The sequence below is a fragment of the Kordia jejudonensis genome, assembly GCF_001005315.1.
Taxonomy (GTDB): Bacteria; Bacteroidota; Bacteroidia; order Flavobacteriales; family Flavobacteriaceae; genus Kordia; species Kordia jejudonensis.
Genome location: NZ_LBMG01000035.1, coordinates 23340 through 41152, shown reverse-complemented (window position 1 = coordinate 41152; position 17813 = coordinate 23340). Strand labels below are relative to the sequence as shown.

General features: G+C 35.5%; 11 protein-coding genes. 7 read left to right on the top strand and 4 right to left on the bottom strand.

The annotated features are described in order from the left end of the window. Positions 1–31 precede the first annotated feature (31 nt). The gene (locus tag AA089_RS16600) at positions 32–1006 is read right to left on the bottom strand and encodes a Gfo/Idh/MocA family protein (protein ID WP_046758109.1); all 975 of its coding nucleotides are present in this window, start codon (positions 1004–1006) and stop codon (positions 32–34) included. 78 nt (positions 1007–1084) lie between these two features. Beyond that, a complete protein-coding gene (locus AA089_RS16595; protein ID WP_046758108.1) occupies positions 1085–2044 on the bottom strand; it encodes an HAD family hydrolase in 960 nt (319 codons plus the stop codon). Positions 2045–2254: 210 nt separating this feature from the next. Between AA089_RS16595 and AA089_RS16590 the strand changes: the two genes are divergently transcribed. Both AA089_RS16590 and AA089_RS25195 read left to right on the top strand, forming a co-directional pair. Next, complete coding sequence (locus tag AA089_RS16590; protein WP_046758107.1) at positions 2255–2824, top strand: hypothetical protein; 570 nt, start codon at positions 2255–2257, stop codon at positions 2822–2824. A 4-nt stretch (positions 2825–2828) separates the two neighbouring features. Continuing rightward, positions 2829–3419, top strand: a complete 591-nt coding sequence (locus AA089_RS25195) for a hypothetical protein (protein ID WP_162200453.1) — start codon at positions 2829–2831, stop codon at positions 3417–3419. Between the two features lie 90 nt (positions 3420–3509). Here the strand turns inward: AA089_RS25195 and AA089_RS16580 are convergent, their stop codons facing one another. Both AA089_RS16580 and metK read right to left on the bottom strand, forming a co-directional pair. Continuing rightward, a complete protein-coding gene (locus AA089_RS16580; protein WP_046758105.1) occupies positions 3510–4112 on the bottom strand; it encodes a hypothetical protein in 603 nt (200 codons plus the stop codon). A gap of 245 nt (positions 4113–4357) precedes the next feature. Then, a complete protein-coding gene (metK, locus tag AA089_RS16575; RefSeq protein ID WP_046758104.1) occupies positions 4358–5614 on the bottom strand; it encodes a methionine adenosyltransferase in 1257 nt (418 codons plus the stop codon). 849 nt (positions 5615–6463) lie between these two features. Between metK and AA089_RS16570 the strand changes: the two genes are divergently transcribed. The 5 genes from AA089_RS16570 to AA089_RS16550 all read left to right on the top strand — a co-directional run bounded on the left by AA089_RS16570 (position 6464) and on the right by AA089_RS16550 (position 17596). Next, a complete protein-coding gene (locus tag AA089_RS16570; RefSeq protein WP_046758122.1) occupies positions 6464–7759 on the top strand; it encodes an O-acetylhomoserine aminocarboxypropyltransferase/cysteine synthase family protein in 1296 nt (431 codons plus the stop codon). A 10-nt stretch (positions 7760–7769) separates the two neighbouring features. Beyond that, on the top strand, positions 7770–8762 hold the full coding sequence (locus AA089_RS16565) for an alpha/beta fold hydrolase (RefSeq protein ID WP_046758103.1): 993 nt from the start codon (positions 7770–7772) through the stop codon (positions 8760–8762). 20 nt (positions 8763–8782) lie between these two features. After that, on the top strand, positions 8783–11185 hold the full coding sequence (gene thrA, locus AA089_RS16560) for a bifunctional aspartate kinase/homoserine dehydrogenase I (RefSeq protein WP_046758102.1): 2403 nt from the start codon (positions 8783–8785) through the stop codon (positions 11183–11185). Between the two features lie 247 nt (positions 11186–11432). Next, positions 11433–11675 (top strand): hypothetical protein, encoded by a 243-nt coding sequence (locus tag AA089_RS16555; protein WP_046758101.1) that lies wholly within the window; start codon positions 11433–11435, stop codon positions 11673–11675. A gap of 392 nt (positions 11676–12067) precedes the next feature. Next, positions 12068–17596 carry a GEVED domain-containing protein gene (locus AA089_RS16550; protein WP_156169068.1) on the top strand — a complete coding sequence of 1843 codons (5529 nt, stop codon included), beginning with the start codon at positions 12068–12070 and terminating at the stop codon, positions 17594–17596. The last annotated feature ends 217 nt before the right edge of the window (positions 17597–17813 follow it).

The window sequence follows — 17813 nt, the reverse complement described above, 5'->3', positions numbered from 1 at the left end:
GGCTATTTTGTTTCAGAAAATCAAGTTGCTTTTAACTATATTTCAATCCAATTTCCGCTTTCACGCGATCGATAATTTTGATCAATTGTTCGCTAAATGCTAATGGCAATGTAGCACTTTCCGTTTTACCATCGCGGATACAACGGTTTACTTCTTCAATTTCGTGTACATATCCGTTTCCCGTATGCGGAAGATCAAAAACGGTAATTTCTCCATCTATATCAAGTGAAATTGTATTTGCTTCATGAAAACTACGATGCAATTTTATACTTCCTTTTGTTCCATGAATAAAAGCTTCGGTTGGTGTATTGGCTTCAAAAGTAGATGTTAACACAGCTTTTTCATTGGTTGAATAATGAAACAACATGGCGCAAAAACTATCAATTTCTGTTGGAGTCATTCGCGCCACAGCATGAATATCCGAAGGAATTCCTAAAACCAAAAGACTTAAAAAAATAGGATAGATACCAATATCTAATAGTGAACCGCCAGCTAATTTTTTATTAAACAAGCGACTTTCTGGATCAAATTCAGTCCGAAAACCAAAATCGGCATGTACACTACTAATATCTCCAATCACTTTCTCATTCAGAAGTTGCAGCATTTTTTCAATAGAAGGCATAAATCGTGTCCAAATGGCTTCCATTAAAAACAAGTTTCTAGCTTTCGCTTCGGCGATCATGGTTTGGGTTTGTTGCGTATCAATTCCCATAGGTTTCTCGCATAAAACCGATTTGCCTTTTTGAAGACACATCATTGTATTTTCAAAATGAAACACATGTGGCGTTGCAATATAAACGACGTCAATTTCAGGATCATTTACGAGTTTTTCATACGAATCATACGCTTTTTTTGCATTGTATCTTGATGCAAATTCAGTTGCTTTTTCCATACTTCGTGAAGCAACTCCGTGTAAAATTGCTGAGTCTGAACGCTGTAAATCAGCAGCAAATTTATGCGCAATACTTCCCAAACCGATAATTCCCCAATGTATTTTTTTTGACATATTTTTTAGTTGACATGCTAAAAATACGGAAATTGTTTTTTGAAGACTAGGTATAGTCTATCTGTTTTAGTCTAAGGATTATACAACCTCTGGATTACGGAAAACCTTTTTCCAATCATTTTTCATGCTTACTATACTCCAGCCTTGAGCTTTTCCCGCTTTTATTGAAGGATCATTTTTTTCTGCATAAGCAACTTCTCGTTCCGCATCATCATGATTAATTAACAATTGGAAACTTTGAAGCGGATTGGATTTGCAAAAAGTTAAATGTGCTATATCGCCACCATTCAAAACATTCCCAGCAGAAAAAATTGGAATTCTACCTGTGTGTGCATTAATGGCTTCGGGTTTTCCACCGTGCGATGTGTTGTGGAAATTTGCTATTTGTTTGTAAAAAAATGTGTCTTCAGGTTCAATGCCTGCACCAAAAACATATCGGTTAACAGCAAAAGAACCAATTACATTTTCATGTGGAATTTCGTATAATTCTTCAGCAAAAACACGCATAAAATCATTACTGCCACCAGAACAAAGAAATATTTTAAAATCATTGGCTCGGAGATAATCCAATAACTCTGACATAGGCTCATATGTCAACTCTTTGTAGGTGCGTCCTGTTAATTTTTCATTTCCAGTTCCGTCGTGTTTCCATTGTGCCAAGAATCCTTCGACGTTTTCTTTAAACTCACTAAGCGAAATATTGCCTTCAATTTGTTCAAACAATATTTTTTTAAGTGTTGTATTCATTTTGACTTCACCATGGAGAAAATCATTTACTAATTGACTAATTTTTTTATCGGTATTGGTATGGATGTTTTTGGTATTGTTATGGATGTTTTTAAAAAGCTGATATTTTAAAAATTCTATTTGGATGGTTGGTTTTTCGCACCAAAGTGTCCCATCATTATCAAAAGTTGCAATTCTTAGTTTGGGTTCTACATAATCTTTGCCGTTTTCTTTTGTAACTTTTGTGACAAAATCAATGATGTTTTTTCGGGATTCCGATGCTCTCCATGAGGGTAAAATATTTTTAGTCAAATTTTTTGGATTTAATTAATATTTGGGTAAGTTTTTTCGCTGTTTAAAACTAAGGATAATTTGTTAAATAAAACAATAATAAAATAAGTTACGAAAGAAAATACGACATTTTTGTTCTCACATTCATGAAACTTCATGAAAATCTACGCAAATCATCGTATGTTTTTGAGTTATTAGTTTTTCTAATTTTAAAACTAAAATAGCTTCTCAATGAAAAATAGTTTAAAATTGATTACGTATGGTGTTTTGATATCCGTATTCTGTATTTCGTGCGCTTCCTTGCCAATTTCAGAACGAAAACAAGAGTTTATCATTCTAAAAAATAAAGACACGATATATGGTGATAAAGTTCGAGGTGTAAAATGGTTCAACAAACTTGGTCGCGTGACAGTTATAAATGGTACAGGCGAAAATGAAGTTAAAAAAGTATATCCGTATGATGAAATATATCAGATACACTATTATGATCGGAAAAACAGAAAAACGGTGCAGGAAATCGTTGAAGAAAATCCTGAATACAAAAATACGCACATGGAGATGGACGTTGTAATCAATGAAGGAAAGGTAAAATTATACAAACACGATCCTGGACAATGGGCAGACAGACCTTTTGTTGTAAGTGATATTTTTTATGGATATGCATACAAAAGCGGATACAAACAATTTTTGAAACAACTCGATAAATGTGAAGCGTTTCGTGAAAAATTTACCGAAAAGGAACAACGACGACGAAAATATTTAGCTCAATTAATTGAATTTTATAATGCTAATTGTGATTGATAAAATGAAAAATCATGGTAAAAATTACACAATCAGTCTTCAAATACTATGCATCATAAGCCTGCAATTTTTGATACATGCATGTGGCACGACTTCACAGATAAAGAATGAACAAACCGCGGAGAAAAGTTTCATCGTCCTACAAACTAAAGACACAATTTATGCTGAAAAGATTCGATTTTCAAGAAAATTTAATCAAATAGGTAAGGTAAAAATCATAAAGGGAAATAAAGAAAAGATGGTATATGGTTATGATGAAATATATCAAATACATCAATATCGAAAAGATGGAAATTATTATGTAGAAGAAATGGTCATGCTTGCGCCAAATGATACTGTTTCATTGACATTAATGGACGTTTTGATTAACAAAGGAAGTGTAAAACTATACAAACACAATCCGACCAATTGGGGAAACACACCTTTTGTGGTGAGCAATTTTTTTCATGGATATGTACGAACCCGAAGCGATGTTGATAAACTGTTACTACAATTAAATACATGTGTTCCTTTTCAGAAGAAGTTTGATAAAAAAGAGCAGCAAAAAAGTAGTTTGACAACAATGCTGACGTTTTATAATACGAATTGTAACTAAAAAACCGCTTCTGTTATAACAAAAGCAGTTTTCTAAAATGTATAACAAGGCTCAGAATTTTACAATCCGAAAGCTACTTTTTTATAATTTTTAAAGTTTATTTCGCTTTCGCAAAAGTCCAAGCATCGATTCCAGACCAATACCAAAATAGGTGCGATCTTTGTTAATTTGAAAAATTGGAGAAATAGCAAGTCCAGCATATCGTGTCAATGGAAATTCTATTTTTGGATTAATGATAAAACTTATATTCTGAAATTCATTATAATCCCAGTTGTAATTTCGTGAAAATAAAAAAGAGTTAGTACGTTGCCAATTTTCGGGTTCTCTACTATTTGTTAAACCGAGTCCAATTGACAAATTCAGACGGATTGTTCCTCTTTTATTAAACTTATACACTCTTCCGACCATAATTTGATACGTTTCTAATTGATCAAAGTGATTAAATAGTGAAAGAGCATCAAATAGCCCTAAAGAAAAATCATCAGGTTTTGAATCTGGTTCTCTTATATAAATACTATATCCAATTCGAAAGGAATACTTTTCTTTATACACATAATCGATATTAGAATTCAACCCAAAATAATTTCCAGCGTGTAAACCACTAGATGCATAAATAGCATGATTTTCTCCAAATTGAGCATTTGCTGAATACGCGCTTAGTAAAAGCAACAGCAGTACTGTAAAATGTTTCATGATGTAAGTAAAAGATAATAAGGGTTGCATTTCAGAATGAAATCAACCTTGATTTAAATTATTTGATAATTTAATGAATGTAGCTATTTCAAAGATAGTTTTTTAATTGAAATGATGATGCATATGAAGATAAAAATAGAATACATCTTAATTCATGATCAAAATAATATAGATTTTTGACACAAAAAAACCGCTTCTGTGATAACAAAAGCGGTTTTCTAAAATATATAACTAAGCTCTGAATTTTACAATCCGAAAGCTGATTTTACGTTGTCTACATAATCTAATTTTTCCCAAGTAAACAATTCAACGTCTAAGGTTTTGCTTTCTCCATTTGGTGTTACAAATGTTTTAGAAACTATTTCGTTTTTACGTCCCATATGTCCGTAAGCTGCCGTTTCGCTATACATTGGCGTGCGTAATTTTAAACGACTTTCAATCGCCGCAGGACGCATATCAAATACTTCTTTTACTTTTTCAGCAATTTCTCCGTCTGATAAATCAACTTTTGCAGTTCCGTAGGTATCTACAAAGATTCCCATAGGCTCTACAACTCCAATTGCATAGGAAACTTGTACTAAAATTTCGTCAGCAACGCCAGCCGCAACTAAATTTTTTGCTACGTGACGTGTTGCATATGCCGCACTTCTATCTACCTTACTTGGATCTTTCCCTGAAAATGCTCCACCACCGTGAGCACCTTTTCCTCCATACGTATCAACGATGATTTTTCTTCCTGTCAATCCTGTATCTCCGTGTGGTCCACCAATTACAAACTTTCCAGTTGGGTTAATGTGATACTTAATATCATCACCAAATAATGCTTGAATTTCTGGCTTTAATTTTGACTTCACACGTGGAATTAAAATTTCAACAATATCCTTTCGGATTTTTGCCAACATTACTTCATCATTTGCATCAAAATCATCATGTTGTGTCGAAATTACAATAGCTTCCACTCGTGAAGGAACATTATTGTCATCATACTCAATAGTTACCTGACTTTTCGCATCTGGACGTAAATAGGTAATTGCATCATTTTCTCTGCGCAACGCTGCCAATTCAATCAACATTAAATGTGATAAATCTAACGCCAACGGCATCAAGTTTTCAGTTTCTTTTGTTGCATACCCAAACATCATTCCTTGGTCACCAGCACCTTGCTCTTCTTTTGTAGCTCTGTCAACACCTCTATTGATGTCTTCAGACTGCTCGTGAATAGCCGATAAAACGCCACAAGAATTTCCGTCAAACATGTACTCACTTTTGGTGTATCCAATTTTGTTAACGACTTCTCTAGCAATCTTTTGCACGTCTAAATAGGTGTTCGATTTTACTTCTCCTGCTAAGATAACTTGCCCTGTAGTAACTAAGGTTTCACAAGCTACTTTTGACTCAGGATCAAATGCTAAAAAATTATCAATTAAAGCATCAGAAATCTGATCTGCTACTTTGTCTGGATGTCCTTCTGAAACCGATTCAGAGGTAAAAAAATATGACATAATAAATCTTCTTTTTAAAAAATTATAAAAATGAGGAATAAAAAAAAATGATTGCTTGGTCGGCTAAAGGAGTATAAAATTACTGCTTTAGCATTTTTTAATATCCTGAATTTAATTCAGAATCTAGTCTATATTATATACACTAGGTACCGAAGTAAATTCAGTACTTGAGGTTGCAATCAGTTCAAATTTTTCCTCAAAAATCAGATGCAAATGTATGAAAATCTACTTACAAACAAACAACAAAAAAATAGAATTTAACATTTGCTTGTAAAACTGTTAAAATGAAATATTTTTCAAAGAAACATTTGGATATTAAATAAATATAACTTTACCTTTGTAACAAACAAAGACGAAAAATGTTTAAAAAAGTTTGTAATATGTGTTGTATGATGTGTAGCAGAAATGCCGCAGAGGACACTATTGTATTACGCTAACTTTAAAAAAAGCATCTATCAATAAATTTAAGCCTCTGCAATTGCAGAGGCTTTTTTCATGATTATATTTTAAGTTAATTTTTTTTCAAAAAACCAAATGAACACAATTTTTCAAATAGCGGAATTCAAAATGACAATGACTATGTGTTGTTGTATGATGGTTATGTGCATGCTATGCTGTAGCCAACTTCGCTATTATCGAAAAGTTCCAGATAAACTATAGTTAGTTTATTCTATTCATAGAAAAGGTCCTTTTGGTAATACACATCCAAAAGGACCTTTTTGTTTGGTTGAAAAACAAAGTAACGTCCTACTCAACAAATCAACAAATCAACAAATCAACAGATTAACAAATAGACAAATAAACAAATCAAAAACACACAAATACTCTAATACTCAAAAACAAGAACACATGAGCACACAGAAATTCGCAACAAAAGCATTACATTCAGGACACGATACGACGCAAAACGGCGGAACACGAGCTGTCCCAATTTATCAATCAACTGCATACGTATTCAACAACTCAGATCATGCATCCAACTTATTTTCATTAGCAGAACCTGGAAATATTTACACACGAATCAACAATCCCACAAATGATATTTTAGAGCAACGCTTGGCGTCACTTGAAGGCGGAATTGCCGCAGTAGTAACCGCTTCAGGAACAGCCGCAATTGCAACAACGTTCCTTACATTATTAAGAGCAGGCGATCATATTGTTGCATCTAACAGTTTATATGGCGGAACATATAACTTACTCAATGTAACATTGCCAAGACTCGGAATCACTACAACATTTGTAGATCCAAACGAACCAAATAGCTTTAGTGATGCGGTACAAGAAAACACACGAGTTGTTTTTATAGAATCACTTGGAAATCCGAAACTAGATGTCTTAGATATTGAAGCCATTTCGGAACAAGCCAAAGCCAACAAACTTCCACTAATTGTCGACAATACAATTGCAACACCTTACTTATTGAATCCTATCAAACACGGTGCAAATATTGTCATTCATTCACTTACAAAATACATCAACGGAAACGGAACCGCTTTAGGAGGCGCTATTATTGACGCTGGAACTTTTGACTGGACAAACGGGAAATTCCCAGAATTTACGGAACCATCCGCAGGATATCACGGTTTAGTCTACAGTGAAGTCCTAAAAGAAGCCGCTTTTATAGCGAAAGTTCGTATTGAAGGTTTACGTGATTTTGGTTCGGCGTTAAGTCCATTCAATGCATTTCAAATTATTCAAGGACTAGAAACTTTACCAATTCGTATTCAAAAACACAGTGAAAACGCTTTAGAATTGGCAAAATGGTTACAAACACAAGATGCCGTAGCTTGGGTAAATTATCCAGGATTAGAAACCAGTAATTACAAAGCATTGGCCGAAAAATACTTACCAAAAGGACAAAGTGGAATTGTAACATTTGGAATCAAAGCAGGATTTGAAGCGGCAAAACGTATCGCTGACGAAACGAAAGTATTTTCACTCTTAGCCAATATTGGAGATACAAAATCGCTCATCATTCATCCAGCAAGTACAACACATCAACAACTCAATGAAGCGCAACAAACGTCTACAGGTGTGACACAAGATTTAATTCGTTTATCAGTCGGATTGGAAGATGTAGAAGATTTAAAAGCTGACTTACAAGCCGTATTTGAAAATATTGTTGCAGGAATTCCAGCATCCTAAAAAGTACACCATGGGAAAACGTATTGCACATATTACCATTACAGACTTTTTTACAGAAAGTGGCGCGTACTATCCAACGATAAAGTTGAGCTATCAATTTTTTGGACCAGATCGTGCAGACGCGCCAATTGTATTGGTAAATCATGCATTAACAGGAAACTCAGAAGTCACAGGCGAAAATGGTTGGTGGAAAACATTAGTTGGTCCAGAAAAATGTATCGATACCAATCATTACCGCATATTAAGCTTCAATATTCCTGGAAACGGACATACGGAAGAAGCCGGACTCATCAAACAGTACAAAGATTTTGTTGCTAGAGACATGGCAAAAATTTTCATTAGAGGTTTAGAACATTTGAAAATTCAAAACCTTTTTGCTGCCATTGGCGGATCGTTAGGCGGAGGAATTGCGTGGGAAATTGCCGCTTTAGAACCCAATATGATTCAACATTTAATTCCGATAGCTTCTGATTGGAAATCATCCGATTGGTTAATTGCGAATTGCTTCCTGCAAGAACGAATTTTAGAAAATTCCAATCAACCGATTCAAGATGCGCGTATTCATGCCATGTTGTGTTATCGTTCTCCTTTTTCCTTAAAGGCAAAATTTCAGCGAACGCGACACAAAGAAAAAGATTTATTCAATACCGAAAGTTGGTTGCTCCATCATGGCGAAAAATTGCAGGAACGGTTTCAGCTAGCTGCATACAAACTCATGAATCAATTGCTAAAAACCATTGATATTACTAGAGGTCGCGAACCGTTGGAAAAAGTTGTGGCAAACATCAATTCCACAATTCATATGATAAGTATTAACACAGACGTATTTTTCACAGCGGCAGAAAACAAAGAAACTTTTGAACGCTTAAAACATATCAAATCGAACATATACTACGATCATATTGATTCCATTCACGGACACGATGCTTTTTTAATAGAATATGAACAATTGAGTCTATTACTCAGAAATATTTTCAGAGTGCCATCAACATCAAAAGTGTAAAAGAAAAAGAAAGAAAAAACATGAAGGTTTTAAAATTTGGCGGAAAATCGCTTGCAAATGGAAAAGGAATTGATACGGCAATTCAAATTATAACAGACAAAGCTGAAAAGAATGAGCAAATTGCTGTTGTACTGTCTGCGCGCGGAAATGCGACAGATGAATTGTTAGAAATTTTAGAAAAAGCGGCAAATCAAGAAGCGTATAAAACGCAGTTAGAATCGTTTAAAAATTATCAAAATCAACGCGATACTTCCGTAGATTTGTCTGAGGAATTTCAAACCTTAGAAACCATTTTTCAAGGTGTTTCCTTATTGGCAGATTATTCAGAAAAAATACAAGATAAAGTCGTTTCGCAAGGAGAAATTATCGCAGCGAAATTGGTCACAAAGTTACTCAAAGACAAAGGTGTAAACGCACATTTTACAGATACGCGTAAGTTGATAAAAACTGATGATGTATTTGGTAATGCGCGACCTATAGAAGCAATTTCGAGAAAAAATATCATCAATCATTTCAAATCACATAATGGCAATACGGTCAATATTGTCACAGGATTTATAGCTTCTAACCAAAAAAATGAAACGACCACATTAGGAAGAAATGGAAGCAACTATACTGCTGCTTTATTGGCAAATTTTTTAGATGCGGAAGAGTTGCAAAATTACACACATGTAGACGGAATTTTTACGGCGAATCCAGAATTGGTCTCAGATGCTAAAAAAATAGCAGCACTTTCATTCAACGAAGCCAATGAACTTGCAACTTTTGGCGCAAACATATTACATGCAAAGACGATTGTTCCTTTAATTGAAAAAAATATTCCGTTGCGAATTCTGAATACTTTTAACAAGGAAGATAAAGGAACAATCATTGCTGAAAACGCCGCCGAAAAAGGAATCAAATCAATTTCTGTGCTCGATAATGTGGCGCTAATCAACTTAGAAGGAAGAGGTTTGTTGGGGAAAATTGGTGTGGATGCACGAATTTTTAAAACGCTAAGCGAACATGATATCAATGTAAATGTCATTTCGCAAGGTTCATCCGAACGCGGTATCGGTTTGGTTATCGACAGAAATCAAGCTACAAAAGCGGTCATTGCTTTAGAACGTGAATTTGAACATGATTTTTACACGAAAGATGTTAGTAAAATTGCTGTGGAAGAAAACGTAAGTGTCATTTCGATTGTTGGGCAAGATTTAAGCGAATTTCATAAACCGTATACGGCGTTGATTAAAAATCAAATCGTTCCTGTATTATTCAACAATACGGTTTCTGGAAAAAATGTGAGTTTGGTGGTGAAGAAAACACAATTGCACAAAGCGGTTAATGTCATTCACGGTCAAATATTTGGCATTTCTAAAAAAATCAACATTGCCGTTTTTGGAAAAGGTTTGGTTGGTGGTACCTTATTAAATCAAATCATACACAGTAAAAAAGACATTTTAGACAAAAATAATATCAAATTAAATGTATTCGCTGTGGCGGATTCAAAACACGTTTATTTAGATAAAAACGGAATCACTGACGATTGGAAAACTGGATTTCAAACTGAAAAAACGGCATACACGTTAGCACAAATCATTGATTATGCAAAAGCAAATCATTTAGAAAACCTATTAGCAGTTGATACGACAGCGAGTAAAGAATTTGTACATAATTATATACATTTAGTTACAAATGGTTTTGATTTGGTTTCGGCAAATAAAATTGCAAATACAGTTGACTATACATTCTATGAAGAATTGCGGACACAACTAAAAAAACATCAAAAAAGTTATCTGTATGAAACCAATGTTGGAGCAGGTTTACCACTTATTGATACAATAAAACTATTGCACAAATCAGGCGAGAAAATCAAGAAAATTCGCGGTGTATTTTCGGGTTCATTAAGTTATCTATTCAATACATTTTCGGTGGAAGAAATTCCGTTTAGTACTGTATTGCAACAAGCAGAAAACAAAGGATTTACGGAGCCGGATGCACGCGAAGATTTATCTGGAAATGATGTAGCGCGGAAACTTTTAATTCTTGCGAGAGAACTCGATTTAAAACATGAATTGTCAGACATATCCATTCAAAACTTATTGCCAAACGACTTGCAACATATTTCACTAGAGGCTTTCAAAAAGAAAGTCACCGAATTGGATAAAACCTATCAACTCATCAAAGCAAATCAGCAAAAAAATCATGTTTTGCGGTATGTTGGCGATTTATCTACAGAAACAGGAATCTTAGAAGTAAAGCTAATTTCAGTTCCTCAAAACAGTGCTTTGGGGCAGATAAAAGGTTCAGATTCTATCTTTGAAATCTACACAGAAGCTTACGCAACACAACCGTTAGTCATACAAGGTGCTGGAGCTGGTGCGGCTGTAACCGCCAGAGGTGTTTTTGGCGATATATTGCGGTTGACAGAAAAACTATAATCTTAAAAAATACAAGCGTTTCTTTTTTTTCACTTTATATATCATGGGTTTCAACAAAATCGTATAGACAATGTTGAAACCTTGTTTTTTTGATGATTATTTTTAGTAATTAATCATAAACATAAAAGCTTCCAGCTGCTTTTTAGTTGATACCACTTTGAATTCATGTTAAGTATGGTTTTCCCGTAAACTATATGGTAAAATAATCGATAACTTATTCATTAATAATCTTAAAACATAAGAAATCATGAAAAAAAAGAATCTAAAAAGTTTAGCATTGAACAGAAAAACCATCTCAAATTTGGACGCTAGTAAAAATACGGGCGGAGCTGCTCGAACATTTTTATGTGTGTTTACATTACCTAATCCAAATGGCGTAAATACTTGTTTGCAGTCAGCTGAATGTCTTCAAACGCAAACAGGTTGCCCAAGTATTCTAATCACATGTATAACACAAACAGAATTTCTTACCTGTAGAGATTGTGAATAGTAGAAAATAATACGTTTTAACCCGAAACTGTCTCAAAAAATATAAAACATACAACTGAGACAGTTTTTTTATGCGAAAAAATATAAAAATCACAGTATGAATACAATAGGTTGTAATTCATAAAAAAAGCATTAATAGTGTGGAAAGTACCGTAAACAGTGAATTAAGAGCGAAAATAACTCAAGTCGTTGGTATTGTAGTGATATAGGCATTATAAGAATGTAATTTGTTAAAGATTAGATAGCTATACATTTGAAAACTAGAAGAAAAAAAATTATAAATCCGACGAAATGTTCGTTTGCGACGATGAAATGCAATTTTCTACAGATGGTCGTCAAGAGGTATTTAGCTAATTTTAAACAATAACTTCGAAACCCCCAAATCACTATACAATGAGAGGAAAACTACCATTTACTCTTATCTTCATGTTTTTCTGTTGTGCAGAATTTTATGCCCAATGTAATGGAATAGCCAATAATGCTTGTTCTACAGCAGCACCTACAATTATCGGAAATAGCATTACATGTACACCGCCAGCAAATCAAAGAGGAAGGAGAAATTTTTTAGTCACCAACATGATTGCAGGTGCAACCTACAGAGCTTCAAACTGTGGTTCTGGATTTGATACACAAATGACAATCAGAGATGCCGCAGGGAATTTTGTTGGTTTTAATGATGATAATGGACCAGCATGTACAGGAACAGCCGCATCAATCGATTTTACACCAACAACTACAGGCGATTATAGAATTCATCTGAATAGATACAACTGTTCTACAGCATCAAACGTATTAAATGGTGACATTGTCGTAACACTTATTACAGCAGCTCCAACAGGTCCGTTAAATGATGATTGTACAAGTGCTACTTCATTAAGTGTAAGCCCAACAAGTACTTGTGTAACACTTACTAGCGGAGACTCCACAAACGGAACACAAACCATAGGAGCAATAAACTGTAATGGCTTTACAGGAAATGCTGATGATGATGTTTGGTATAGCTTTGTCGCATTGGGAACTAGTCATGATATTACAGTAAGTCCAGGAACAATAAATGATTTAGTAGTAGATCTACGTTCAGGTTCGTGTAATGGTACTACTATAAATTGCGCAGATGCAACAACAGGAGGAAACGATGAAGTGATAAACGCAACAGGATTAACAGTAGGAAACACATATTATGTCCGTGTATACAGTTATGGAAATGCTACAAATGAAGGAACTTTTGATATCTGTGTCACAACGCCCGTAACAATTCCGTCAAACGATGATTGCGCTAATGCAATTAGTTTAGGTGTGAGTTCAACAAGTATTTGCTCAACAGGTACAACAGGAACTACAGAAAATGCAACGCAAAGTATTGCAGCAATTTCGTGTAACGGAAATACAGGTAATGCTGATGATGATGTTTGGTACAGTTTTGTAGCAACGGCTTTTGAACATGATATTACAGTAACACCAGGAACCATAAGAAATGTGGTAATCGATTTGCGTTCAGGCGCATGTAACGGAACAAATATAGACTGTGCAGATAATACTGGAGGTGCAAATGTAGAAGTAGTCAATGCTACAGGATTAACCTTGGGAGCAACATACTATGTACGTGTGTACAGTAGTGGAAATGCAACAAGAGCAGGAACTTTTGACATCTGTGTTACAACGCCACCACAACCACCAACAAATGATGATTGTACAAACGCAATAGCGCTAACTGTTAGTGGTGCTACTTGTACAACCAGCGTTTCAGGAACTACAGAAAACGCAACACAAAGCATAGCTGCCATAAGTTGTAATGGATCTACGGGAGATGCAAGTGATGATGTTTGGTATAGTTTTACAGCAACACAAGCTGAACACGATATTACAGTAACGCCAGGAACACTATCAAATGCAGTAATAGAATTATTATCAGGAGCTTGTAATGGTACCAATGTTGATTGTGCCGACGCTACAACAGGAACTAATAATGAAGTCATAAATGCTACAGGTTTAATAGCAGGAAACACCTATTACATTCGTGTGTACAGTTTTGCAAGTGCTGGAAATTCAGGAACGTTTGACATTTGCGTTACTTCGCCAATAATTCCGCCTAGCAACGACGATTGTACTAGTGCAACCTCATTAGCAATAAGTCCGACATCAACTTGTGTAACAAATACTGCGGGAACAACCATAAACGCATCACAAACTATCGCTGCTGTAAGTTGTAATGGCTTTACAGGAAATGCAGATGATGATGTTTGGTATAGCTTTGTCGCAACAGCAGCAAGTCACGATATTACAGTAACCGCAGGAACACTAACAGATGCGGTAGTAGATTTACGATCAGGAAGTTGTACAGGAACCAACATAAACTGTGCAGATAACACAACAGGATCAGGTACAGAAGTTATAAATGCTACAGGATTGTCCATCGGAACCACATATTATGTTCGTGTGTATAGCTATGGCGGAACTGGTCAAGGAACGTTTTCTATTTGTATAACTACACCGTCATTAATCAGTTGTCAGCCAACAACAGATACGCCTGGTACCATGTACATTGAAGAAGTAGCTTTTTTAGGAACCTTAGAAGATGTCACAAATACAGGTTCTGGCTTCAGTACAGGATATCAAGATTTTACAGGACTTCCTACATTAGCAAGACAAGTAGAAGGAGAAGGAATCAACCTTTTTGTACAAGCTCCGTTTAGATGTACATGGAAAGCATGGGTAGATTGGAATCAAGATGATATATTTGATGAAGCTACAGAAGAAGTATACAATTCAAACTTCATCTCAACAACAACAACTACTTTTGGTTTTGTCATTCCATTAGGAACAACCGCTGGGAATTATAAAATACGAGTACGAAACTATACAGGATACGATTATTCCATAGCAGACTATAACAACTCTTACGATTTTAATCCTTGTGAAAATTTTAATGATACAGGAACAACTATTGATGAACTAGGAGAAGCAGAAGATTACTTATTCACGGTAGAACCTTTTTGTGATGCACTTATTGACACCATTACAGAAGGCGAAACCTGCGGAGATGGAACAGTTGACTTATCAGTAACAGCAACTGGAACACCAGCAATTACAGAATACAGATGGTATGATGCGGAAACAGGAGGAAACCTACTGGCTACAACACTCACAGGAAACTGGACAACTCCTTCAATCTCTACCACGACAACCTATTATGTAACTGCGTTTAACGGACTTTGCGAATCTTGGGTTCGTGAACCAGTAATAGCAAAATTTAATCCAATACCAACCGTAAATATTACACCAGATATCAGTAACAGAGTTGTATGTGGAGAAAACGACATGTTAGAAATCTCAGTTTCAGGAGATGTAGAAGATGTTTTCTTAATCAATGAAGACTTTGAATCGGGAGGTTTGGGAAGTTTTACAAACGTAGTTATCATAGACAATGGCGCAACCATTAATGCACGTTCTGCATGGCAAAATCAAACAAGTACCTTTGTGCCAGCGGAAGAAGTTTGGTTTCCAGCAATCTCATCTGGATTTGGTAATGATCAATTTGTAATATGCAACTCTGATGTTGGAGCAGACGGATCTGGAACTTCTTACATCACACACAATGCATTACAATCTGCAAGTTCATACGATACAACAGGTTTTGTAAATCTATCATTAAACTTTGACTGTTACTACTCTCACTATTTAGAAGATGGAAATGGCGCGACTGACGATTACTTTACTGTAGAAGTATCTACCGATGGAACCAACTGGACAGCCGTTACTTCAAATGTAGTTGCAGATGTTGGAATCGGAACCAAATTTGAAACTCTAACCTATGATTTATCAACATATACTAACGAAACAACACTAAGTGTGCGTATCCGTTTCTATGCGGTTTGGGCAGATGGTATAGCGGTAGACAACATACAATTATTCGGCGATAAAGATGTAACAGCTGTAGATTGGACGACAACTCCTTCAGGAATCATTGATTTATATGTCGATACCGACAATGATAACATTGGTGACACACCGTATGTTTCTGGTAGTTATGAAACGGTATATGCAATGCCAACACTAGCACAATTAGAAGAAGCAAATTATTCATTTACCATCGATGCCAATCTAGCCAATGGTTGTGGCGCAGTAAGTTCTAACTTTAATGTAACCAACAACACAAGAGTGTTTGATAGTACAATTGATGGTTGGGGAACCGCAGGAAACTGGTCACAAGGTATCGTTCCAACAGCTGATGATTGTGTCATCATAAAAGACAATGGAATGCCAATAGATACCAGAACATCAGGTATTGGTTTGGCCAAAAATATTACCGTAAAAAATGGTGCATATCTTGAAATGGATTCAGGTTCTTCCTTAACGGTAACAGACTGGATTACAGTTGAGCCAGGCGGAACCATTCATGTCGGTGATGGAGCCAATCTAATTCAAGTAACTGATGTCGTAACCAACAACAATACGGGGAACATTAACATGGATCGTACCGTAACAGGTCTCCACAGTTCTGACTATATATTCTGGTCATCTGCGGTAGAAGGATTTGATGTTGCCAATGTTTCTCCAGGAACGCAACCATGGTTCATTTACCGCTGGGAACCAACAGTATCAGGTAATGGAGCAGGAAACTATGGAGAATGGCAAAGTGCTTCGGGAACTATGGCAGTAGGAAGCGGATACATCATTCGTGGAGTATCTGGAACTACGGTAGCTGATACTGCCGAATTTGTAGGTCGTCCAAACAATGGCATCATTAACACAATGGTAACTAGAGGTTCGTATACAGGTGTTGACTATCCAGGTGCTGGCGGAACCAACGCAACTGCTTTAGATGATAATTGGAACTTAATTGGAAATCCATATCCATCAGCAATATCCGCAGATGCTTTCATAGCAGCAAATGCTTCTGTAATTACAGATGATACAAATCCTGGAACTATAACAGGAACAGTATATCTATGGAGACACTTAAGCACACCAAGTGACGCATATGTAGATCCTTTTTACAGCAACTATGCGTACAATTACAATGAAGACGATTACATTCAATACAACGGTACTGGTTCAAATCCAGTTGGGTTCAATGGAAACATTGCCTCAGGGCAAGCATTCTTTGTACTAATGGATGACGCGGCACCAGCGACGACAACGATCGAATTCAACAATTCAATGCGTGGAGCTGCTCACACAAATGATCAATTTTACAGATCTAATGATGATGCAACAACGGGACAAATAGAAAATACACCAATTGAAAAACACAGAATTTGGTTAGATATTATAGCATCCAACAATACTGCAGCATCAACCCTAATAGGATATATTACAGGAGCTTCCAACGATAGAGATGGACTTTTCGACGGAGACAATCTAAGTAGTGCTAGTATGCAAATCTATTCTATGATTAATGATGAAAAAATGTCCATTCAAGGAAGAGCTGTACCTTTTCAAGATTCAGATATCATACCATTAGGAATCAAAACAGGAACAAGTGGAACGTTCACTATAGCTATCAATGCTGTTGACGGGTTATTTGAAAACACAAATCAAGACATCTATTTAGAAGATATCTACTCAGGTATAGTACACAATTTGCGTAGTATGCCTTACAGTTTCACTACAGATTCAGGAACTTTTGAAGATCGTTTCGTACTACGATTTGTAGACAATAGCACACTAGATGTTGAAGAGTTCAACGCAAATACAGGAGTAATCATCACTACAGATATACATCAAATAAAAGTGCGAGCATATCAAAGTCAAATAGATGAAATAACAGTATACGATATTCTTGGAAAACGTTTAATCGATCGCAATAATATCAATCAAGACACATTCAATATTACCAACTTAAAATCAACAAACAGTGCACTTATCATAAAAGTAACACTTGAAAACGGGAAACAAAAAATACAGAAAGTCATTTATTAGCAATGAGTAGATTAAGGCAAAAAATATGGAATTGTGCCATAAGTGACTTCCGTAGATACTTTTACTAAGTATGAAAAATGCAAACGAAAGCTTCTCGTAGCAATGCGAGTAGTTTTCTGATGCGTTTAAAATCTTCCTAAAACAGACTTTCAAACATTACATACGATATCTATATCTATATCAATTCAATTTAATATAAAACCTCTCCCAAAATAAT